This is a genomic window from Cytophagales bacterium (genome assembly GCA_033344775.1).
In the GTDB taxonomy this organism is placed as follows: domain Bacteria; phylum Bacteroidota; class Bacteroidia; order Cytophagales; family Cyclobacteriaceae; genus JAWPMT01.
On sequence record JAWPMT010000005.1, the window covers coordinates 1,626,058 to 1,649,295 of the forward strand.

20 protein-coding genes are annotated in these 23,238 nt (G+C 43.6%); 13 read left to right on the forward strand and 7 right to left on the reverse strand.

The window, feature by feature from the left end; all coding sequences use genetic code 11:
• Positions 1–148: 148 nt before the first annotated feature.
• Positions 149–1,786, forward strand: a complete 1,638-nt coding sequence (locus R8G66_24530) for an acetolactate synthase large subunit (GenBank protein ID MDW3195565.1) — start codon at positions 149–151, stop codon at positions 1,784–1,786.
• Positions 1,787–1,792: 6 nt separating this feature from the next.
• Complete coding sequence (locus R8G66_24535) at positions 1,793–3,184, forward strand: aldehyde dehydrogenase family protein (GenBank protein MDW3195566.1); 1,392 nt, start codon at positions 1,793–1,795, stop codon at positions 3,182–3,184.
• A 1-nt stretch (position 3,185) separates the two neighbouring features.
• Here R8G66_24535 and R8G66_24540 read toward each other — a convergent pair whose 3' ends face one another.
• Complete coding sequence (locus R8G66_24540) at positions 3,186–3,716, reverse strand: hypothetical protein (protein ID MDW3195567.1); 531 nt, start codon at positions 3,714–3,716, stop codon at positions 3,186–3,188.
• A gap of 634 nt (positions 3,717–4,350) precedes the next feature.
• Here R8G66_24540 and R8G66_24545 point away from each other — a divergent pair.
• From R8G66_24545 to R8G66_24555, 3 genes are all read left to right on the forward strand, one after another.
• Positions 4,351–5,094: a response regulator transcription factor gene (locus R8G66_24545; GenBank protein ID MDW3195568.1), complete on the forward strand. Its 744-nt coding sequence runs from the start codon at positions 4,351–4,353 to the stop codon at positions 5,092–5,094.
• A 523-nt stretch (positions 5,095–5,617) separates the two neighbouring features.
• Entirely contained in the window at positions 5,618–5,833 is a 216-nt protein-coding gene (locus R8G66_24550) for a hypothetical protein (protein MDW3195569.1), read from the forward strand.
• 96 nt (positions 5,834–5,929) lie between these two features.
• Positions 5,930–7,861: a hypothetical protein gene (locus R8G66_24555; protein ID MDW3195570.1), complete on the forward strand. Its 1,932-nt coding sequence runs from the start codon at positions 5,930–5,932 to the stop codon at positions 7,859–7,861.
• Here the strand turns inward: R8G66_24555 and bioA are convergent.
• A complete protein-coding gene (gene bioA / locus R8G66_24560) occupies positions 7,851–9,116 on the reverse strand; it encodes an adenosylmethionine--8-amino-7-oxononanoate transaminase (protein MDW3195571.1) in 1,266 nt (421 codons plus the stop codon). The two genes, R8G66_24555 and bioA, sit on opposite strands and share 11 nt — an antisense overlap.
• A gap of 12 nt (positions 9,117–9,128) precedes the next feature.
• Positions 9,129–9,737 carry a dethiobiotin synthase gene (bioD, locus tag R8G66_24565; protein MDW3195572.1) on the reverse strand — a complete coding sequence of 203 codons (609 nt, stop codon included), beginning with the start codon at positions 9,735–9,737 and terminating at the stop codon, positions 9,129–9,131.
• Between the two features lie 71 nt (positions 9,738–9,808).
• Between bioD and R8G66_24570 the strand changes: the two genes are divergently transcribed.
• Complete coding sequence (locus tag R8G66_24570) at positions 9,809–10,183, forward strand: hypothetical protein (protein MDW3195573.1); 375 nt, start codon at positions 9,809–9,811, stop codon at positions 10,181–10,183.
• Between the two features lies 1 nt (position 10,184).
• Here R8G66_24570 and R8G66_24575 read toward each other — a convergent pair whose 3' ends face one another.
• Entirely contained in the window at positions 10,185–12,806 is a 2,622-nt protein-coding gene (locus R8G66_24575; GenBank protein MDW3195574.1) for an FtsX-like permease family protein, read from the reverse strand.
• Positions 12,806–13,141 (reverse strand): helix-turn-helix transcriptional regulator, encoded by a 336-nt coding sequence (locus tag R8G66_24580; protein MDW3195575.1) that lies wholly within the window; start codon positions 13,139–13,141, stop codon positions 12,806–12,808. Before R8G66_24580 ends, R8G66_24575 begins: the two co-directional genes overlap by 1 nt.
• A gap of 180 nt (positions 13,142–13,321) precedes the next feature.
• Here R8G66_24580 and R8G66_24585 point away from each other — a divergent pair, with 180 nt between their 5' ends.
• The gene (locus tag R8G66_24585; GenBank protein MDW3195576.1) at positions 13,322–13,828 is read left to right on the forward strand and encodes a hypothetical protein; all 507 of its coding nucleotides are present in this window, start codon (positions 13,322–13,324) and stop codon (positions 13,826–13,828) included.
• Positions 13,816–14,625, forward strand: coding sequence for a hypothetical protein (locus R8G66_24590; protein MDW3195577.1), 810 nt, complete (start codon positions 13,816–13,818; stop codon positions 14,623–14,625). Before R8G66_24585 ends, R8G66_24590 begins: the two co-directional genes overlap by 13 nt.
• A gap of 3 nt (positions 14,626–14,628) precedes the next feature.
• On the opposite strand, the gene R8G66_24595 is transcribed toward R8G66_24590, so the two are convergent.
• Positions 14,629–15,105 (reverse strand): cytochrome c, encoded by a 477-nt coding sequence (locus R8G66_24595; GenBank protein MDW3195578.1) that lies wholly within the window; start codon positions 15,103–15,105, stop codon positions 14,629–14,631.
• A 35-nt stretch (positions 15,106–15,140) separates the two neighbouring features.
• Here R8G66_24595 and R8G66_24600 point away from each other — a divergent pair, with 35 nt between their 5' ends.
• The 4 genes from R8G66_24600 (at position 15,141) to R8G66_24615 (ending at position 20,481) form a co-directional block, all read left to right on the forward strand.
• Positions 15,141–15,833 carry a DUF1080 domain-containing protein gene (locus R8G66_24600; GenBank protein MDW3195579.1) on the forward strand — a complete coding sequence of 231 codons (693 nt, stop codon included), beginning with the start codon at positions 15,141–15,143 and terminating at the stop codon, positions 15,831–15,833.
• Positions 15,834–16,328: 495 nt separating this feature from the next.
• A complete protein-coding gene (locus R8G66_24605) occupies positions 16,329–17,420 on the forward strand; it encodes a proline racemase family protein (protein MDW3195580.1) in 1,092 nt (363 codons plus the stop codon).
• Between the two features lie 159 nt (positions 17,421–17,579).
• Positions 17,580–19,619 carry a hypothetical protein gene (locus R8G66_24610; GenBank protein ID MDW3195581.1) on the forward strand — a complete coding sequence of 680 codons (2,040 nt, stop codon included), beginning with the start codon at positions 17,580–17,582 and terminating at the stop codon, positions 19,617–19,619.
• Positions 19,603–20,481: a T9SS type A sorting domain-containing protein gene (locus R8G66_24615; protein MDW3195582.1), complete on the forward strand. Its 879-nt coding sequence runs from the start codon at positions 19,603–19,605 to the stop codon at positions 20,479–20,481. The genes R8G66_24610 and R8G66_24615 overlap by 17 nt, the downstream gene beginning before the upstream one ends.
• A gap of 15 nt (positions 20,482–20,496) precedes the next feature.
• Here the strand turns inward: R8G66_24615 and R8G66_24620 are convergent, their stop codons facing one another.
• Entirely contained in the window at positions 20,497–21,399 is a 903-nt protein-coding gene (locus tag R8G66_24620; GenBank protein MDW3195583.1) for an alpha/beta hydrolase, read from the reverse strand.
• 281 nt (positions 21,400–21,680) lie between these two features.
• Here R8G66_24620 and R8G66_24625 point away from each other — a divergent pair, with 281 nt between their 5' ends.
• The gene (locus tag R8G66_24625) at positions 21,681–23,126 is read left to right on the forward strand and encodes a bifunctional UDP-sugar hydrolase/5'-nucleotidase (GenBank protein ID MDW3195584.1); all 1,446 of its coding nucleotides are present in this window, start codon (positions 21,681–21,683) and stop codon (positions 23,124–23,126) included.
• The last annotated feature ends 112 nt before the right edge of the window (positions 23,127–23,238 follow it).

Here is a 23,238-nt window from a genome sequence, read left to right on the forward strand (position 1 = left end):
GCTGAGCATTATCAAATTTTACATCAGTTCACCACTCAAACCCTGTCCCTTCCCAGACACAAAACCACCCTTTCGAGGAATTTTTCTTCATCAAATCCACTTGATCTTTATGATTACCTTAACTTCATAAAAAAAGACCCAATTCTTGATGAAAGCCTCCGATCTGTTCATAAAATGCCTTGAAGCAGAAGAAGTAGAGTACATATTTGGGATTCCCGGCGAGGAAAACCTGGACTTCCTGGAATCACTTCGACACTCCAAAATCAAACTGATATTAACCCGTCACGAGCAGGGGGCCGCCTTCATGGCTGCTACCTACGGACGATTGACGGGTAAACCCGGCGTTTGTCTATCCACTCTCGGACCTGGCGCAACCAATTTCGTAACTGCAGCAGCATATGCACAATTAGGCGGAATGCCGCTCTTGATGATCACGGGGCAAAAACCCATCAAGAAAAGTAAGCAAGGCCGCTTCCAGATCGTGGACATTGTGGACATGATGAAGCCACTTACCAAGTACACCCGTCAGATCGTTAATGGAAATACGATCCCTTCTATCGTGAGAGAAGCCTTTCGAATCAGTGCGGAAGAACGCCCCGGAGCAGTACACATTGAATTACCCGAAGATATCGCAGCGGAGGAATGCGACGCACATGTATTCAACAAAAGCTATGTAAGGCGACCTCTGGCAGACAGCAAAGCATTAGATGCGGCCATTGAGATGATCCAACTGGCTCGAAGGCCTTTGATCCTACTAGGTGCCAGCGCCAATCGAAACCGTACCCGCAAAGCCGTGACTGACTTCCTGGACAAGACGGGCATGTTTTTCTTCAATACACAAATGGGCAAAGGTGTTGTAGACGAAAGACACCCTCAGTTTTTGGGTACTGCCGCCCTTTCAGACCATGATTACTTGCACAAAGCCATCGAGCAGGCTGATCTCATTCTGAACATAGGTCACGATGTAATCGAAAAGCCGCCATTCTTCATGCACGAGGATGGCTGCAACGTCGTACACGTCAACTATTTCTCCGCAGAAGTGGATCAGGTCTATTTCCCACAGGTAGAGGTAGTCGGTGACATTGCAGGAAGCATTTCTTACCTGGCAGAACGCATTGAGCCCCAAGATCACTGGCAACACAACATTTTCAATGAAGTTCGAGATGATGTAGAAAGTCACATCACCAAGTATTTTGAAGATAAGCGATTCCCTATGCTCCCCCAGAGAGCGGTAAACGAAATTCGCAAACTGATGCCAAGCGATGGCATCCTGACCCTCGACAATGGGATTTACAAGATCTGGTTTGCTCGAAACTATAAAGCACACGAACCCAATACCGTGTTACTGGACAATGCGCTGGCCACGATGGGGGCCGGACTCCCCTCGGGTATGGGTGCCAAAATCACCTACCCGGACCGGAAAGTTGTTGCGATTTGTGGTGATGGTGGATTCATGATGAATTCTCAGGAATTAGAAACCGCAGTTAGGCTGAACATGGACCTGACTGTGATCATTCTCAATGACAGTGCCTATGGCATGATCAAATGGAAACAAGAAGGAATGGGTTTTGCCAATTTCGGGCTGGATTATCATAATCCGGATTTTGTGAAATACGCAGAAGCCTATGGCGCCAAAGGTTATCGTATCTCGGATCCTGATGACTTTACCACTACCCTGGACAAATGCCTCAATGAATCGGGTGTACATGTCATCGACTTACCCGTGGATTATTCCCTGAATCACCAAATATTGATCAAAGGCCTTCAAGAACAGGACAAAAAATAAGACCTCATGAGTACATTGACCGTAAATGCCCCGTTTGACCTGAGTGTCATTGATGAAATCCCAATGCATAATAGTGCTGCAGTAGAAGCGGCACTGGCCACTGCTCATGATCACTTTCTGGATCGGTCTAAATGGATACCCAAATACGAGCGGGTGGCCATTCTTGAACGGACCATGGCGCTGATGGAGGACCAGAAAGAGGCATTGACTTTAATCGCCGCTGAAGAAGGTGGAAAACCATATGTTGACTCAAAAGTTGAAGTTGAGCGTGCCATCAATGGCATCAAGATCGCCATTGAAGAGATGGCTCATTTTGCAGGAAGTGAAATACCTATGGGCCACACAGCCTCTTCCGCTAATCGCATGGCGTTTACCAGAAAAGAGCCAATTGGTGTAGTAGCTTCTGTGAGCGCCTTCAACCATCCACTCAACCTTATCGTCCATCAAACGGTCCCTGCCATTAGCGTGGGTACACCGGTTATTGTAAAACCGGCGCTAACCACTCCACGGTCCTGCATCAAATTCGTGGAAATACTAAAAGAAGCGGGACTACCTGACGGATGGTGTGAATACCTCATCACCAGCAATGAAGACTCGGAACAATTGGTGGTTGACAATCGGATCAATTTTTTCTCTTTCATCGGCTCAGCCCGGGTCGGCTGGTTCCTACGATCCAAGTTATCTGCAGGTACGCGCTGTGCGCTGGAACACGGTGGTGCCGCACCCGCGATCATCGATCAAAGTGCGGATCTGGACGAAATCATTCCTCCCCTGATGAAAGGGGGCTTTTATCACAGTGGCCAGGTTTGTGTCTCCGTGCAACGAATTTTTGCGCATTACACCATTGCCGAGGAGTTAGCACAAAGAATGGCAACGGCCGCTGAAAAATTAGTGGTAGGTGATCCTAAAAGTCCTGAAACCGAATGCGGTCCATTGATCCTTCCCAGAGAAGTTGATCGGGTGGCACAATGGGTAGAGGAAGCAGTAACTGAAGGCGCGCAATTGCTTTGTGGTGGTAAGAAGATCTCCGACACGCTGTACGCACCAACAGTCTTGCTGAATCCTTCTGCGGAGAGTAAGGTATCAAAAGAGGAAATTTTTGGCCCCGTAGTTTGCATCTATAGTTACGAAAACCAACAAAAAGCCATTGCACAAGCCAATGCATTACCCTTTGCCTTCCAGGCGTCCGTATTTACCAAGGATCTGGACCAGGCCCTGGACCTAGGCCACCAACTCAACGCCGCTGCAGTGATGATCAATGATCATACGGCCTTCCGCGTAGACTGGATGCCTTTTGGAGGTCGAGATGCTTCAGGACTCGGAATGGGTGGCATAAAATACTCTATGGAGGACATGTCACGCGAGAAGATGCTGGTTTTTAAGAGCAAACACTTATAGCCTACAGATCGGCCTGTTCTTCATCGTTGTAATAATCAAAGATCCGGGACAGGTCTTCTCTACTTTCGAAGGAGAGACCATTGGCTTTTACAAACTCCTTCACTTTCTTCTGACGCTGGCCAAAAGTGGAAAGGACATCTTTTTTGGTTGCTAATGAGTAAGCCGAGCGGTCTTCCAAAACGAAAAACGGAGGAAAAGCTTCATCATCATAAGGGTTGAATTTCACGCCTTCTCTGTACAACAGCGACTTACCGCCTTTACTGAGTACTTCAAAAATGAAATACCGAGACTCAACCCCAAAAGCAGCCACACAATAGTGTCGGTCTGTTTTCTTGATCCATCTGACCTGAGATGCTGTGATGAATTGATAATTTTTATCGTTTCGAATACGGATCTTATTGGTAATAAAATCAACATGCACTTCACCGTATAATGTATCAGCCAGTGTAACAACCATATCCTGCTCTGAGCTTGCACTGATCGCATGAGACAGGAAGAAGAAAGATAGAATGAATAGTGACGGAAATTTCATAGCAGCTGGAATTCTTATAAACCAAAGAAAATGGCTTTATTGACCTCCAAAAGCGCATGGAATAAAACTTAACATAAGCATGATTAGCCGTTAAGGAAATCATAAATATTCCTTAACAACCCTCCTCAAAACATATTGAGAAGGGTGCCAGGGAATCTGTTGTTTTAATGTGTATTCAGTTGGTTTTGTTGCGTTGTTGTGTTGTTGTTCTGTTGTGGTAAGGAATCAAGACGGCATGGATCCAAATCTTTAGTTCGTTCTAATGTAAGACGCTCCCAAAAACCAGAACGGTTGGATAGACATGGTTAAGCGAAATAAGAGACGTTGTTTCAGAAGCAATGTTACATCCAAATCCGTGTCGACATTTTCCTTAAATAACTGCTGAAGCAGTAAAATCAAAAAGTAAAAGACCGTGTTGCGTTTGACTAGCTCATAGATCAACGACAACAGTTACGAAGTTGGATTGCTTTCCTCATATTTAAAACAGGAACTTCATGAACGTATCGAATTTCTTCATGTACGTATCGAATTTGCCAATGAAGGTAAAACGGTTTGGTCTCCTGATTTACCAAAATCTCACCAAAAAGGAGGCAATTCTGTATATCTTTGAATACTTGAGTAAGCGCTAAACCCAGTGAAAGCATCGGTAATTGTTGTAGAGGACAATCTGCTTCTAGCAGAAGACGTCATAGAAACGCTTGAAAAGTTTGACTATGAAGTACTGGATTCATTTTCCACTGGTGAAGAAGCACGTGACTGGTTGACGGATAATTATGACAAGGTAGATTTCGCCTTACTGGATATTGAGTTGGCCGGCAAAATGACTGGTATCGACTTAGCCAAACATATCAACAAGAAATTCAAGAAAAAGAAAATCGGATTGATCTTCCTAACGGCTTTTCAGGATGACCTGCATTTTCGACAAGCCAAACGCTCAAAACCAGCTGCTTACTTGTTCAAAAACCAAATCGGGGACAAGGATTTAAACATTGCAATAGAGCTGGCACTGGCCAATGCTAACGACGTGCAACCCGAAGAGCAAACAGATGGTTATTTCCTGAATGACCGGATATTTGTTCGGCAAGAAACCAACAAATTCGTTCGTATGGCCATTGGTGATATTGAGATCATCGAAGCAGATGGAAGCTACACTTCGATCATTGCCAATAAAAAGAGATACATGTTATCGGAAAGCCTGAAGAAGGTAGAATCAAAAATGTCAGGCGTCAAAGAATTTGTGCGGATTCACAAATCGTATATCGTTAATGTGAACAAGATCGATGGCTTTGAAAGCACTTACATCGAAATTGGAGAAGACCACTATCCTATTGGGAAAACCTATCTAAAGAACTTTTTAGCGAAGTTCAGGTTCATCTAATTCGAAAAAAGTTCATTTTTCTTAAAAGTATGATAATCAGAAAGTTACCCAAGTATATACTCCAATTTTCGGCGCTTACACATAAAATTTACTGCCTAAAAATCAACCAGTTATAACCTTTTATTTAAAGCCGCCGTATATTTGTATACTGATTGGCACTTCAAAACACGCTGATCATTTTAACCAAAACAAAATAACTGAAGATGAAAAAAAACGAAATCAAACGAAAATTCCTGTTTTAGCCATTGGCATTACTGACTGAATAAAATCCAAGGGATTTTTGGCTTCAGTAAATTTTTCCACCTACCGGCATGAATGCGTCGTTTATCTGGAAAAACTCAATCTCAACAGCTAAAAAAAGAAATTTTCAAAAGAGGGGTTACCTTTTCAATTTCAAACGAATATATAAGTGAAACAACAATACATGAAATATCATGTATATATTTAAGTTAAAATTTGGATTTTTCAGAAGATTTATCTAAATTCACAAACAAGCACAACAACTAATTTTAACAACTAAACAATGCTTAACAAACAACTATGGGCTGCGATCCTACCAGGTGGGGTACGCGCTAAATTGAACGTAATTGCTTTCGTCCTATTGGCTTTTGTGACTTTGGTATCTTGTGAAGATCCTATGAATGACATTACAAAAGAGGATAACACGGAGATTAGAACTGGAGCATGTCCACAAGGTGAATGTGGAGATGGTCAAACACCTCCTAATACCGGAGGTTGATAATCAAATGAAAAACCCTAGCATAACTAGGGTTTTTCTATCTTCGTTGTAATAACATTAAACTCATATTCAGATTTGTCTCTAAGCTTATTTTTAATGTTTTTCGTCATCAATGGAGGTTCCTCAAATGAAGCGGACTCATTGGTAAATGATTTGTTTAAAACTAAGAACTACACTGAAATAATCGAGCTATATCTGAGACAAGACACCCTTTCAAATTCCTCACTTGACAAGGTAGGAAAGTCGTATTTCTTTATCGAAAGTTATGATAACGGCATTTCCATCCTTAAGAAGGTCATGTCTAACAATATCAATGCACGTAAATACCGAGATGCGTATGCAAATGCATATTACATTGCTCAGTGCTTTTACGGAAAATATGATTTAGATAGTGCAGGTATATATTTAGAATTTGGGCTTCAATATGCCACGAAGAGTAAAGATGATAATTCAATCGCGGGAGCAACAAATAATCTCGCCGTAAATTATCAACAACGAAATCAATACTCTGCGGCTCTTACTCTTTATCAAAAGGCAATCGAATTAAACAAATCTGACACTATCTTCATGATGAAGATGCGGTGCAACATGGCGCCAAATTACTACAGAATAGGCCTCGTTGATAGCGCACTTCAATTATCTTCTGAAGCATTTAATTTCTTTCAAAACAGTGACATTCAGTATTGGAAATGGCTTAGTACATACAGAATGGCAATTATTGAAAAAGATATAAAAAACTCTCTTGCCAAAGAATATTACGAAAAAGCAATTGAGTCCGCCAACTCTGATCAACAAGTTGCACTTGCGTTAATAGGTCTTGCAGACACGTATCGACTAAAAAAAAGTGATTCAGTTTTATCCAGCATAAATGAGGTGCAGGTTTTTCTTCAGGATTCTAAAGATGTTAATCTTTGGAGGGATTTAAATATTGTAAAAGCAAAGACTTTTTTGGAGTTCAATATGAGCAAGGACTCTCTCAGGAAAACAATAAATTCCTTAGATAGCTTACAAGATCTAAGTTTTGATCATCGTTTAGAAGCATTGATACGCATAATTGAAAGTAAATTCCACTTAGGCAATGAAAACATGGATGAAAGTCTTAAATCCATCTCCGTTGCTGTAAGGAGTTCAGAAAATCACAATGATAAAGACCGCCTCTCCGAAGCCCTCACCCAAAAATTTAATGTTCTTAACCATTTTGGTAGATACAAAGAAGCACTAGACGTAAAAGAAGAAGAGATCAAGGTCCAACAAGAGCTATTCAATGATCGCTCGGAAGCGGTTTATCAGATCCTGCGTACGCAAAATGAGATGGACAAGCAGGAAAGTACGATCGCGAACCAGCAATTGGAGATTGACAACAACAACCTGCAGATCACCCTCATGTACATCTCCATTGCTTTAGTGGTCAGTGCGCTGGTCTTTATTTTCTGGCAATACCGAACTCGAAGCAAATACGCTCAGAAACTGGAAACAATGTTCCTTGATTCCAGGCATCGGTACATGAACAACCTGCTTCTATTGAAAAACTGGTTCAATGAAGGAAAGACGGAGAATAATGATGAGATCATCTCCTTTGCTCAGAATCGCATAGATGCCATCTCTACGGTAAACCGACACCTGGACCGGCTTTCCTACAACAAAGACACCATCGAATCCCAATCTTTTCTGGAAGACATTTCTCACAACTTACTTGCTAATCGGGAATTCACTTCAGAGATCGAGAATGTACCTATCAATATGAGTGTGTCCGGTCCATTGGGCATGATCACCAACGAGATCATCACGAATGGCCTGAAATATGGAGAAGAACCCTACGCCATTCGCTTCCACAAAAACGGCCAGGGATATATACTGGAAATTGAAGACCATGGCCCCGGTATCGCTGATCCTGAGAAAAAAGGCACCGGCTCCAAAGTACTACGACTGCTGAGTCGCCAATTGAAAGGAGAGCTGACCTATGAAAACAAAGCGGACCATACTCCCGAAGGACGAGGCACGCTGGTGTCCCTCACCTTTAAAGGGTAGCTAAAAACTCCTCAATAGCAGTATAGCACAATTTCAGTTCCGCATCTGTAATGATGTAAGGCGGGATCATATAGATCACATTACCCAAAGGACGCAAAAGGATTTCTTTTTCCAGAAAATGGGCATAGATCTGATCTTTGATTGTGCTCACGTAACCGGGATCGTCCGCTTTAAGCTCCACCGCCAGAATCGTACCTGTACATCGAACATCAGCAACGATATCTGGCGGATTGAATGCGTCCACAAAACCCTGATGTGTTTTCGAAATCCTGGCAATCGCTTTTTGGGTTTTCTTTTTCAACAAGAGTTTACAACTGGCATTAGCAGCCGCACACGCCATGGGGTTCGCTGTGTAGGAATGCCCATGAAAAAAGGCTTTTCGCTTATCCGTACTATCAAAGGCTTTGGCAATCCGATCATTGACCGTGGTAACACCCATGGGAAGGAAACCACCGGTAATTCCTTTGGACAAGCAATAAATCTCAGGTTTGTGCTCAACATAATCACAAGCAAATGTCTTCCCAGTTCGCCCGAAACCTGTCATGACTTCATCGGCTATACAAATGATCTCCGAAGCCTGTGCCATTTCGATCAATTGATCCAATACTTCAGGGGAATACATCCGCATGCCACCTGCTCCCTGCACCAACGGCTCGAAAATAAAGGCAGCTACTTCATCTGTCGCTAGCTGCTTCATTGCCTGCAATGTGTTTTCTCCTGTCCCTTCCGGAAAAGGCAAATACTCCACATCAAAGAGGAAATCGGTGAACGGAACGTTGAAAATGGAAGTACGATCACCAACAGACATGGCCCCAAACGTATCGCCGTGATAAGCCCCTTCAATAGCGATGATCTTTTTTCGAGGCTTGCCCTGATTGAACCAATATTGAATGGACAATTTGATGGCCACTTCCGTAGCAGTACTGCCATTATCCGAATAAAACACTTTGGATTGATCGTCTGGCAACAACTCCAATAAAGTTTCTGAGAGCTTGATCGCAGGCTTATGCGTAAAGCCAGCAAAAATCACATGTTCCAATTCACGCGCTTGTTTAGCAATGGCTTTCGCAATTTTGGGATGTGAGTGCCCATGAACATTGACCCACCAGGAAGAGATCACATCCATGATCTTGCGATCGTCCTCCGTGTAGAGATAGAGACCTTTGGCATGGGTCACATAAAGTGGCTCATTTCCTGCCAGTGGCGAAAACGGATGCCATATATTGGCTCGGTCAGATGCAGACCAATCTTTCATATCAAATGTTTTTTAACTCCAGGAATTCCTTACTTCTTCTGCATACCGCTCTACCAAAACGGGGGTAACTGCTTCATGTTGCGCTACTTTAAACAGCAGGGGCCAGCCGGACTTCTCCAAGATGATGCGTTCGCTCTCTTCATTGGTAGGACCATTAAAGACAATCCCCTTCACCGGATATCCTCGCTGTTTCAACAACTCAATGGATAGTAGGGAATGATTGATACTGCCTAAATACAAGTTGCAGACCAGAATTACTTCCGCATTCACCACCGGCACCATGTCGACGATCACTTCTTCATCATTCAAAGGAACCATCAACCCACCAGCACCTTCGATGATCAGATCACGATTGGATACGGGAGGGTGAAAATCCTTCAAAGCAATGGTTACACCATCAATCCTGGCGGCTGCATGTGGTGAAGCGGGAGTTTGCAAGACATATCGCTCCCCGTAGAAACGAGAATCCGGAGAATCCGTCAATTGCCTGACGCTTTGGGTATCCGCAGGAAATCCTGCCTGTACGGGCTTCCAGTAATCTGCTCCGAGCGCCTGCACCAAAATGGAAGAAATGAGCGTTTTACCACTATCCGTTCCGATCGCTGTTACGAAATAATTCACGACGCGAAATTAATTGCGTCCTGATAACCCTTGCCCTCTTTAAAAGGTTATTTTCCTAAACATCTCTACACATGGTTCCTTTAAAACTCATGTACGCAGCCAATATTCTGGTAGCAGGCTGGATCAGTATTACCAGTTTATTCAATCCTACCATCGCACAGAAAACCGTCTTCTCCGGAAGTGTGGCCTACTCGGAAACCATCCGATTGGTAGGTGCATTATGGGGAGCCATTTTTATCTTATCCATACTGGGAATGGCATATCCAAAGCAGATGAGTCTGATCTTGCTGTTCCAACTGATCTATAAAGCTAGCTGGCTCATTTTCGTCGCCATACCTGCGATCCAACAGGAACAACCCTACCCGAAAGAAATGGCCCTGTTTTTTCTGATTTGGGTAGTAATCCTTCCATTTGTCATTCCCTGGGCTCACATTTTTCAGCGATAACCTATTCATACCTCAAAGAGGTCACAGGATTCATTCTGGCGGTTCGCCAGGTATGCAGCCCAACGGCAGCAAAAGCAATCATTGCCGTAATCAAGGTAGCCGCCAGAAACAATAAAGGATTCAACTCGGTACGATAAGCGAAATTATTGAGCCAGTTATTTCCGTAAAGCCAGATCAAAGGCATTGACAAGACATTTCCCAATAAAACCAGCAATATGAACTGGCGTGACAGCACATAAATGATATGACTGGTATTGGCGCCGAGCACCTTTCGAATACCTACTTCCTTGGTTTTACTCAGCGTAATGAACGAGATCAAACCCAATAACCCGATGATGGAAACGATGATCACAATCGCAGCAAAGATGGAAAGTAGTTGCGCCAATCGGTTCTCTTCTTCGTACTGACGGGCAAAATCCTGATCCAAAAACCGGTATTTCAATGGGTATCCGGAAAAAACTTCATCCCAGGAAGTCTCTAGCTGAGCCAGCAGGTTATCAATTTGCTGCGGATTGAATCGGATGGCATAATATCTACCGTACGTTTCAGCGGAAAAATCCATGGCTTTGGGCCAGATTTTTTCTTGTAATCCCAAACCATGATAATCCCGCACTACACCGATCACAGTACCCTGAGGGGTTTCGGATGGTGAAACAATCCGCTTGCCGATAGCGTCTTCAGGGCTCTTCCATCCCATGGCTTTCACACAAGATTCATTGATGATCAATCCTTCTGATAATTCAGAAGGCTTATCCAAATCGAAATTGCTGCCAGCGATTAATTCTAATCCCAGTGCAGGAAGATAAGCCTCATCGATTGCCATGTATTCCGTATCTACTGGCTGGTCGGAAAACTCATCAGGGTAAGCCCACTGTCCTTGCCAACCGGGTCTTCCTGGTAAGGCGTTACTCTGACTGACCATTTCCACGCCGGCAAAGGCGCTGATCTTGTTTTCTAATACTTGTCTCCCAGTATTTTGATATACGTCTGTTGCGTCGATCGTCAACACCTGATCCTTGTCAAAGCCCAGGTTTTGTTGCTTCATAAAATTGAGCTGACTGATGACCAATAAAGTACTCAGTACCAATCCGGAAGAAACGAAAAATTGAAAGATTATCAATCCTTTTCGAAGCTGTGCGCTGCTTTTTGAATTCAGCCCTTTGCCGCTCAGAGCTTGCAATGGCTTAAAGCCCGACATGATCAGCGCTGGATAAAATCCTGAGATAAAGGAAACGATCAGCACCATGGCCAACAGCATCAGCAAATAAGTTGGAGTCAGGAAGTCTATTGCCACGTATTGCTTATCCATCAGGTGATTGAACAAGGGCAATATTGCGGTTACAATTCCTATGGCGAGCATAGCTGCAAACACCGTCAACAAGGTGGACTCTGCCATGAATTGACCGATGATGAATCTTCTGGAAGACCCGACTACTTTTTTGATGCCAATTTCTTTGGCTCGATAAGCAGCCCTGGCCGTGCTCAAATTGATGTAATTTACACATGCCAGGAGTAGCAGAAAAGCAGCAATCACCAATAAAGTCCGCAACTCATCTTTGGAGCCATTCGGACCGAATCCATTCCAATAGGCTGCGTTCAGATATACTTCCTGTAAAGGAATCAAGTCCAGGGTGAATTCTACTCCCATTTCTTTTAACCACTCTCCTACTTCTTCTTCATATACTCCACTGATTTTGGATTGAAAGGCTTCACCATTCACACCTTTTTTCAATAGTAGATAATTTCGCATATTGAAAGTGCCCCAACCATATTCGGCGCCGTAAGAAAAGTCTCCCATGCTCACTAGCGTACTGAATGACGCCAATACATCGAATTGAATATGTGAATTGTTCGGCACATCAGCTACAATGCCTGTTACCGTAAAATCCAATGAATCGCGCATGGTTAAGGTCTTCCCCATGGCATCTCCCTCAAAGTATTTGTCGGCCAATTCTTCGGTTATCACTACTGAATAAGGATCAGCAAGCGCATCTTCGGCACTTCCCTGTTTTAGATCGAAAGAAAATACGCTGAAAAAGTCTTTGCTGGCAAAATGAACTTCATGTTCGTAGCGCTGCAGGTTGTGATATACCTTGAATCCCACAGGTGCACGCCTGGCGTAAATGATCTTATCTACTTCCGGGTAATTCGTTTTCAAGTGTTGCCCTACAGGCCACGCATTCGTTTCAAGTCCGCCCCCTGCAGAGGCAGTAACAATTTTAAAAATGCGATCTTCATTGGCATGGAAATCATCATAAGTGAACTGGTCCACGGCATATTTTAACACAAGCCCACCGATGGCCAGACCGACGGATAAACCAATAAGATTAATCGCCGAATGGCCTTTGAATTTCAACAGACTTCTTAGTGCAATCTTTAATGTTCTTGTCATGGAGTTTGATGTTCTTAACTGATACAACCATTTAATTCTTTTGATCAGGTTGGGCCTGACCGCCTTAAAAACACCCAGATTGTAATGTTTCCTGGCCGTTTTGATCCCATAGTATTCCAGGTCGTCCTGAAAAACTTCTTCCAGGTCTCCTTCTATCTCTTCTAAATAAGCACCTCGGATCAGGGTCTGTAAAATCCGGGTACTCCATTTCGGTGGAGTCTGCTCGGACATCAGATGGTTCGCAGCTCTTTTTCTAAATTGATCTCGGTCCAGAGCCCCTGACGGATGTCACTGATCTCTTTGAGTACCTGGTGTGCATGAGGCGTGGCCGTGTAAATTCTTTTTCGTTTACCACCTCTTTTTTGGGTGGCTTCACCAAGCGCTGATTCTAAAAACCCCTTTTCCTCCATTCGCTTCAACGCCGACTGGATGGATCCTACACTTAATCGTTCCTTAAGCCTCGCTTCCAATTCACGCTTGATCTCCACTCCATAGGCCTCTTCTTTCAACAGGATCACCGTGAGCAGCACCATTTCTTCAAATTCACCAAGTTTTGTCTTTTTCATCTAGGAAGTTTTTACCCTTTCGAGGTTATTATTCGTAATTGCAGTAAAAATAGTTTCAAATATTATTCGCAATTGCAGTATTAATTAAAATATTGACCCAAACACCGTGATTTAGAATGAAAAAAGAAAATTTTATAATGAAAGTGTAAGAAAATTGAAAATTCAGCTACATATGAAACGATGACTCAAGATCAACAACAACTTTGGAAGCAGATCAAGGACTTTGATCTCAATGCGAGTGGAGCCAGATTTTCATTCACAGATCGACTTGTGCGTGAAAATGACTGGCCACTGGCATATGCACTTCGGGTCGTCATGGAATACAAACGATTCATGTTTTTGATCTGCGTGGCAGAACATCCGCTTACACCTTCTGACGAGGTGGATCAGGCCTGGCATTTGCATTTGCTCTACACTGAATCGTACTGGGAAGACTTCTGTATTAAAACCCTGGGTCGCAAGATCCAGCATGGCCCAACCAAAGGCGGACAATCGGAGAAAGATAAGTTTGACGATTGGTACAGTGCCACCAAGGCCCTCTATCAAACCTACTTTGATAAAGCGCCCCCTGCAGACATCTGGCCTAGTAATGAAATTAGATTTTCTAACACAAATTACACAAGGGTGAATCGGCATCAGCATTGGGTGATCCCTAAACCAAGATTTTTACGCTTATGGAAACGTTGAAAAAATTAACTCCAGCAGAAACACTGGTCCTGAGAGACACTTCGCAGGCTTCATTTCGTGATTTGCTCAAGTTCACACTGATTGATCTGATCCTTAAAAAAGTACTGGTTGTCAGAAATGAGTCGAATCCTGAGCCTGAGGAAGAAAACAAGGTCGCATACAAAAATCTTGAAAAAGGACCTGCTTATGACAGTTATCAACCTAAAGCACACGAGTGGATCTATTTAGCTCCGTATGAAAAGGATGCAGACTTGAGCATTCAGTTCAGACATCTGGTGAAAATGGGCTGGGAAAGTGCAAGGAGCAGAAACAACTACCTGTTCAAGCAAGTGTTGATGAGCAAAGATATTGCCCGAGCGGCCAAAGAAGGTTGGTTTTATCGCACCTTTGGTTATTGTAATTTGACTCCTGAAGGACAGTTGTTGCAGCAACGAGTCAATGCGGAACTCGGCAAGCTTGCAGACATCCTACCGAATCTCATTGAAAACAACCCTGAAGGTGCAAAAGAGTTGATGGGTCATATCTATGGCAATATCATGCTGGTACCTTCTTTCGACTATAGTCTGTTGAAACAATTGGATGAAGTATTCGAAGAAGAATTGATCGAAAGGAATACGGATATGCATACCGACACAGCGGCAATATGGTTCTTCTTCCTGTACGATGACTTTCACTCCTCATTCGATAGTGAATATGATTCCTACGGCGGTGATAGCGGCTGGGGTGGAGGAGGCTGCAGCGGCGGAGATGGCGGTGGATGCAGTGGCTGTGGCGGTTGTGGCGGCTGCGGTGGTTAATTATTACAGCGTACGGAAATACTCCAAAATTGCCCGAGCTTCTTGCTGCGTTAATCCCTGATTGGCCATGGGTGCTCCATTGAACTCCATGAAAAGATCCTTGGCCAGCTGATCTTCTTTGAGCATGATCTCGGGGTACAGGATCATGTTCATGACCCATTCAGGGGAACGGCGCTTCAATATCCCATTAGGTGGAGGCCCAACAAACTTCTCACCTACCTTGTGGCAAGCAGTACATTTCTGCTGGTAAAGTACGGATCCGGTTTCGGCGAGCGGCGCATCGATCACTTCGGAAAGTTCCACGATCTGGATGGGCCCCACTCCTTTATTGGTCAGGTCTACTCGAATAGAGGCCGGCGCTTTCTCTGAGGCCGGAGCGCTTTTTTCGAGCTTATCGAAAGAAAATTCTGATGACTTGTCGGTTTTGCTACTACAAGCCAGCAGGAAAAAAACAAATACCCCTGAAATAAACAGTCTCATGCCGGCTAAATTGCGCAATTCAAATGAAAGTAAACATGAGAAATACGGTTGCAATTCTAATTGTAGTTTTGGCTACTTTTTCAGGGTGCCAAACGGAAGATGGATGGACACCTCTTTTTAATGGAGACAACCTGAATGGATGGCACATTTACAATGGGGGTACAGACTACAATGGATGGGTCGTTCAGGATGAAGTCATGGCTTTCGACCCGAATCGTCGCACGGAAGCCAGCAGCGCTTACCTGGTGACCGATAAGGAATACACCAACTTCGAAATTTCATTTGAATGGATGATTGGAGAACAAGGAAATTCCGGTTTTTTCTGGGGAGTTGTGGAAGATGCAGCTTACGAGTATCCTTACCTGACGGGTCCCGAAATTCAAATCCTGGATGACAACTGGTCCGAGTACATTGAAGAGCGTGGAGACATTAACCGCGCCGGATCGCTTTATGCCCTCATGCCCCCATCGAAAATCGTGAGCAAACCTGCTAATACCTGGAATCATTACCTCATTCACATTGACTATCAAAAAAATGAAGGCTTTGTTGAATTCAACAATGAACGTGTTTTGGAATTCCCCGTAAATGGCCCTGAATGGGACAAACTGGTCGCAGCTTCCAGTTTTGCGAATGCCCCTGGTTTCGGCGCTTCACAGACCGGACGACTGGCCTTACAAGATCACGGTAGCACAGTGGCGTTTAGAAAGATAAAAATCCGAGAACTTTAAGCATCCTCAGTATTGATCATACCCATACACGGGGCGTTACAAAGGATCAAGCATGTCTTATAACTTTGTACATCTCTGTAAAAGTTTTCTAGGATTACCCGACAAATCCCGTAATATTCTTCTTTTAGAACATTTTTTTTCGGACATTAGCATTCGCCTATGACCAGACTATCGTTCGCCGCTTTTTTGTTGGCTGGAACTGGAATTATTAAAGATTTCTCCAGACAATCAAAAAAGGTTGATTTATCTGCTATTTCAATTTTACCCGAAATTCCTGAAAATCTCGTAAGGCGGATATACAATCTGATCTTAAGTTGCACACAACCCAATCCTTCCTTCTCATTTATTGGCAATCTCCTGCCAGCTCCAATGCCTGATACGGCAAACGCTCAGCTTATCTCTTCAAGAAATACCTTCGGAATAGGATTACGTAAAGACCTGAGCAACCATAGGGGCATACAACGCAAAGCATAGATTCTGCGCACTCAGAGACCAATGACATCACAACCAGTCATTGGTCTCTCTGAGTTTTTCTTCACAGGTATTACATTTGAACCCATGTACAATGCTGACTCATATTCTATCCCTGGTGGTTGGATTCAAATAAAAACGATCGAAATGCACACCGCTGGTGAGCCACTGCGGGTGATCCTTGATGGATTTCCTGAAATCCAAGGAACTCGAGTACTCGACTACCGACGATTCATTCAGGAGCACTACGATCATCTGCGAACTGCGTTGATGTTTGAACCAAGAGGACATGCAGATATGTATGGTGTCATTGTGACTCCAAGTCAGGTCGCAGACTTTGGAGTGGTGTTCATCCACAATGAGGGCTACAGTACGATGTGCGGCCACGCTACCCTGGCAATTGCCAAATTGGCGGTGGAGGCTGGTTGGGTGGAGACGGTCACTCCAGTTACAAAAATTACGATCGAAGCACCATGTGGCATACTAACTGCTTTTGTGCATGTGGATGCAGGTAAGGTGACTCAAGTACGCTTCCTAAACGTTCCGTCCTTTGTTGCAGCGATGGACCAATCAATCTCACTTCCAAAATTTGGAACGATCAGATATGACCTTGCTTATGGTGGCGCCTTCTATGCTTTTGTTGACGCACAACAATTCAATTTAAAGCTCAATTCGGATCATTATCAAGAGCTTATTGACCTGGGTATGCAAATCAAACGGGCCGTTGCCTCTGCTCAAACCATTGCACATCCCGAGGAAGCCGACTTGAGTTTTCTTTATGGCACCATCTTCATTGACCGACCAGAATCCACCGATGCCCACAGTCGCAATGTCTGCATCTTTGCCGAAGGAGAAGTAGACCGATCACCAACCGGATCTGGTGTATCAGCTCGGATAGCCATTCATCATGCACGTGGAGAGGTGGCGTTAAACGAAGCCATTCCTATCGAGAGTATATTGGGTACCACATTTGACTGTAAGGTCGCCGAGGTGGTAGACTACCATGGTATCAATGCCGTGATTCCGGAAGTTGCCGGGGACGCTTATGTCACTGGCAAAAACATATTTACCATCGACCCGAACGACCCTCTGAAGGACGGGTTTATTTTCAGATAAATACTAATTCCGAATCAGAAGCTGCTTACCTCTCGACTTGAGATCAAAGCGTCAAACACAAAACATATTTTAGCTATTGCAAAGAATCGCTTGATTCGTTTGGCGCGTAAATCGTTTTCCGTTTATTTCGAGGTACTAAATACAATTAAGTTCTACATCATGACAAAACAATCACTCATACTCATGCTATGCTTGACGTATAGTCTTTTGAATTACGGTCAACAAGTCATTGGAGTCTCTGATCTCAACCCAAAACTCCAAATCAGGGGTTTCATCCAGTTAGTAGCCTACGCAGAGGATTCGCTCTATATTGGTGGCAACGTGGGTTTCATCAATGACCGCATTTCAAACCCAATTGTCAAGGTCAGTTTAGATGGACAGTTAAGTGAGTCTTTCAATTTCGACATGCCGTTTTCATCTGATTTGTTCAATGAACTTTTCCAACCTCACGTACTTTGGAATAATCGCTTACACATACAATATCAAGGAGAGGTTCGCAGAATTAATGAAAACGGATCTTTCGACGACTCATTCGTCATCAATGACGCGCCGAATGTACAAATGCTAATCACTCACCGCGATTCGTTATTGATCCTGTCAAATGGAGAGCGACTCGCCCTTTATGGAGATGATGGCGATGAACGAATCATATCAGACATTAACACGGAGGAATTTGGTCTGCAATGGCTATATCAACTTGACGAATCATCGTTTCTTATCGAAACAAGGGAAAGATCCACAGACAATCTGCAGCTACGTCTCTTTACTAACGGTCAATTGGATGATTCTTTCGAACCAATAAACTTCACTCGACCGGGAGCCCCGGCAAACGCCGAAAGACTAGCTAATGGAGAAATACTCATTTATGGCAATGAGATTGTTCTGGGTGAAACGCAAGGAAATGGAATTTATATTTTAAGTGCGGATGGAAGTTTATCATCCAATTCCCCACATGAAGCTGACCTTTCATTCATTGATGCTTATGATAATAGCATCGAAATAGTAACCTCTGATGGAAATGGGAAATTATTCATCCTGGGCCACAATGACCCTAATTCATTTGCCAACCTGGGACTGGCCAAAATGAGCCTGACAGGTAGACGAGACGATGAATTTCAAATAAGGAGCATGACTGTTGAATTCGGAACAAGAGATTTAATCCCTGCCGGGACAGGAAGGTTTCTACTGGCTGTGAATCAATCCTCCTATGATGGTCAACCATCGAGAGGACTGAATCTGATTGATATCGATGGAAATGCCATTGAAGCATTCAATGTGAAGACCGGTGGTCTTCCGTTTACAATAACGAGTTTTCGCAAAATCAATGATGACGAGTTCCTTATTGAAGGTCCCTTTGAGTCTTCGGAACCAGACGGCCAGGCTTACCTCACAAAATTCTCTCCGACCGACGGACCGAAGAGCACAGACCTGGGATTTACACTGGGAGTAGAAAATGGACTTGGTGCCTCAAAATTCCTGGAAAATGGTGATTTCATGGTAGGTTTTCAGGAAGAGAACACGAATTATTTGAAGGTGTTTCGCGATGGGGAATCAGTAGAGGTTTCTGCACAAATCTTCGAACCTTTTGTCCAACGTTCGCTTCGTTCCATTGTACAAACAGAGGAAGGGATATATGCAAGCGGAAGTATTGGATACAATGTCTCCGACACGAATCAATATGGCATCATCAAGCTAGATTCCGATTATAATCGAGATGAAACCTTTACTTCGCCATTTAGAGAAGATGAAATCGTAGAAAACGTCTTCGCTCAAGACGACAACCGTTTAGTTGTTCAAACTTCCTGCTTCAATGAATCCCAATATAAAGTCATCAGATTGATGCCTGATGGCACAAAGGACGAAACTTTCTCAGATATCATCAGCAATGGAGCAAGTACACCCCCCGTCTTTTCATTTAGTGATTCGTTGTTCATGACCTACGATGTGGACTTCAACGAAGATCAGCGCATCAATATCCATGACAAAAATGGAGAAATGGTCAATCAGGATTTGTTCCGTATTGACGCGGATAGAAACATCGGTGACATACAAATGATCAGCGATTCCACTTTCCTTATTTCCGGAAATTTCCGGTTTGTCAATGGTATTCCCCGTCGAGGAATAGCCATACTGGGGACTAATGGAGCCCTTTACGACGACCTTGATCTGGATGTGGTTGGCAATGTTTCGCAAATTTGAAATATATGGAGATACGCTTTTTGCGCTAGGTTCTGCGTCGATTGATGGCATCAATTCCGGAGGATTCTTCGCGGTACGCCTGAGCACGGAGAAGGTTGAAATCAACGAAATAGTTAATGATAATGATGCTAATGTCACATTGGATTGGGAAATGAATCCAAATATCAGAACATTGGAAATCATTCAAAGTGATGGTGAAAATGAGGTCAGTTCCGGACGCATTGAGAGAGATGTAACATCATACACCTTTGAATCCACTACACCAAATGTCACTTACACCTATCAAATCATCTCAAGAAATTTGTTTGGTCAAGCTGAGTCTTCATCGCAGACCTATGAAATAGTTCAGCCTGAGGCCCCAGCAAACTTGACAGCCGAACGACAAGAAGAGCTGGTGCTCCTCAACTGGGAAGACCTCTCTGACAATGAAACGGGCTTTACCATTTACAGATCAGCGGACAATGGGGATTTTGAAGCATTGGCTTCCACTGAACCGGATGTGGTTACGTTTACTGATGAATCCGCCGTGTTGAGTAGCGCTTACACTTATGTGGTTGAAGCTACCAGTGAAAATTTTCGTTCTGAGAGGACTAATGAGGCAATCATTGATATCGTACTTAGCGTCGATCAAGATGAATTGTTCCGAATTTATCCGAACCCCTCAGACGGAATCATAGGAATTTCGAGTAGTACGGTCATTGATCGAATAGAAATTCTGGATGTATCTGGTCGTCTGTTAGAACAACATCAAGTCAATAAGACACAACTTGTTCGGGACTTAAGTGGCCTGGAAAATGGCGTTTATATCCTGCGCATCCATGCTAAAAACAGCCTGAAAACTCAACGAATCATATTGGATTAAAAAGGATGGCCCAGATTATCTGGGCCATTCAACTAATTGCTCTTCTAAAAACTCATCCACCAATCCCCAGTAGCGATCGGGATAATTCTGGACATCTTTCACGTGGGCAGACCCCCAATCCGTGTGATGAAAAGTAACTACTTCCGGATCCATGGCCGCAGCAATGGCCTCTGATTGGTCTGAAGAAGTGGCTTCGTCTGATTGTGAGTGGATTAAAAGCACAGGTATATCAATTGCTTTGGCCCTTGCTATGGTATTGGCCTGATCAGGCTCGAAATCTGCCCGCCATTTCACCAACGCATATATGGTTGGTCTGAGTAATTTGATCCAGCTACCGTAATCCCGGATCGCGCGTTCCATCACAGCAGCGTTCAAATCTTTGAAAGGTGAGTCTGATAAAATGAAAGCCAGATCATTGACTTCAGGTCCTGCGTGTAACACCGTGGCTGCACCCCAGGAAGAACCTACCCAGGAAATCTGCTGATTCGACAAGCCTGTTGATTTCTGGAAGTATTCATGCACTTTCAATAAGTCTTGCGACTCTTTGACCCCAAATGTGCCGTAAGTACCCTCACTATCGCCATGTGCACGATGGTCATATAAGAGTACATCACAACCTTTCATCCAGAAGTAGGGCATCCAATGTCGCATGCCGTAGCGATTACTCCCATGGCCATGCACCATGATCACACCACAATCCGTAGAGTCTGCATTTTCAAATAACCATCCATTTAGCTTCAGACCATCATTAGTTGTTATCGCGACATCCGTAAATGCTCCATATTTCGCAACGAGTTCTCGAGGGTCCTCCAATGGTTTCTGAGGTGGCTCAATGACTCTTGAAGAGAAATAAGAACAGGTCCCTCCGTATAAAACAAGTATTAAAACTCCGAAGATGATAAGTATGCGTTTGATCATAATGACTGACTATTACAATCTAAGATAACTGGATTATTGGATTCACCCAATCACCAGACCCTCGAAAGATTCTACTTATTTTTTTCATCTCAAAGTGTAATTACAAAAGCTCGAGAAAGAGATACCCTACGTGGGTCTCCGATCTTTTTCAGCTTCCTTTGGGAAAAAACCGACATGACGTGCATACTTGAAACGCCATCTACCATTCATCATTTATTAATCTCATTGACCTAATTTGGCATTCTATTTGAATCAAAGGGTTTTCAAAATCTCCCTAGAACATGAACAACAAACAAAACTTACTATGGATGATACTGGCCCTTTTTATGGTCATATCTTGCTCGGAAAAAGAAACCCCCGCCATTGGTGGTCGGCCTGATGAAATTCCCGAGAGCGCTGAGCAATTGAGTATTTTCTTCTTCAACGATCAGCACGGCCAAATCGATAATTTCGGAAAAATAAAAGTGATCATAGACGAAGCCAAGGCCAATGGCAATGCTTTATTGGTTTGTGCCGGTGACGCTTTTTCAGGTAACCCGATCGTCGATCAGTTTGAAGAGAGGGGATTGCCAATGATCGACTTGATGAATCAGGTTGGTGTAGATGTAGCAGCTGTTGGCAATCACGAATTTGATTACGGGCAGGAAACGTTGACCAAACGCATGAACCAATCACAATTTCCATGGATATGTGCCAACGTAGACATGGGTGAAACAGGTGTGCCACAACCGGAAGATTTTGTAAACCTGGAAGTAGGCGGCTTGAAAATTACATTTCTAAGTCTACTCGAAACCAATGGCAAAGACAATGAAATCCCGTCAACCCATCCATGGAGGGTAGAAGGCATGACATTCACCAACCACACCTCTGTTGTTAGCAATTTTCAGGACTTAAAAGAACAGGAAAATTCGGATCTTTTAATTGCTTTGACGCATTTGGGAAGTACCGCCGATTTAAGTTTAGCCAGTAACCATAACTTCATTGATACGGTAATCGGAGGTCACAGTCATGAGGTAATTGATGACGTACGAGGTGGTATACCAGTGGTACAGGCTGGAGATGATCTGCTCAGGCTGGGACGAATGGACCTTACGGTCTTCGCGGGCGGAATTTTAAGTTCGGATGTGACCTTCATCAACTTAAACAACAATGATCTGGCAACAGATGCGACCATTCAAACTGCTATTGATGCTTACAATAGTGCTCCGGAATTTTCTGAAGTTGTAGGAAGTGCTATTTCGGATCACAGCAGAGAGGAAATAGGCTGTTTTTACACCAATGCCTTGAAGGAATACATGGAAGTTGATTTCTCCATCCAGAACGCCGGAGGAATCCGCGCTGAAATCAATCAGGGCCCAATCACCCGCTTGGAGATTTTCGAAATGGATCCTTTCAATAATGGTAGTGTCATCTTCACTAAAACGGTCGGTGATTACAAAGACTTCTTCTGTACGGATGGAGGTTGGTACACCATCTCAGGAGTGGTCATTGAGGAAGGTACCGGAAGTATTCGAATGTTCATGGCAGATGGTATGGAATTGGCCGATGGGGAAGAAATTCGCATTGGCATGAATGACTTTATTCCAGCGAACAATCCTGAGTTTTTTCCTATCGCAGATGCAGAAATTCGGAAGTTAACCACAGCAGAGACGGTCCTTCGATATTTGAGTGAAGTCAATGGCACAGTTGATTTTGAGGGGTGTGATAATTTCTTTAGATGTGACTGAGGGGTTAGTGAAAAGCACCAGAAACCATAGAAACCTGGAATTGCTTCAGATTTATCGTTTTGGCTCTTGGGATCTACTACGTCAATGATCATTTGAATGAATTCCAATAATC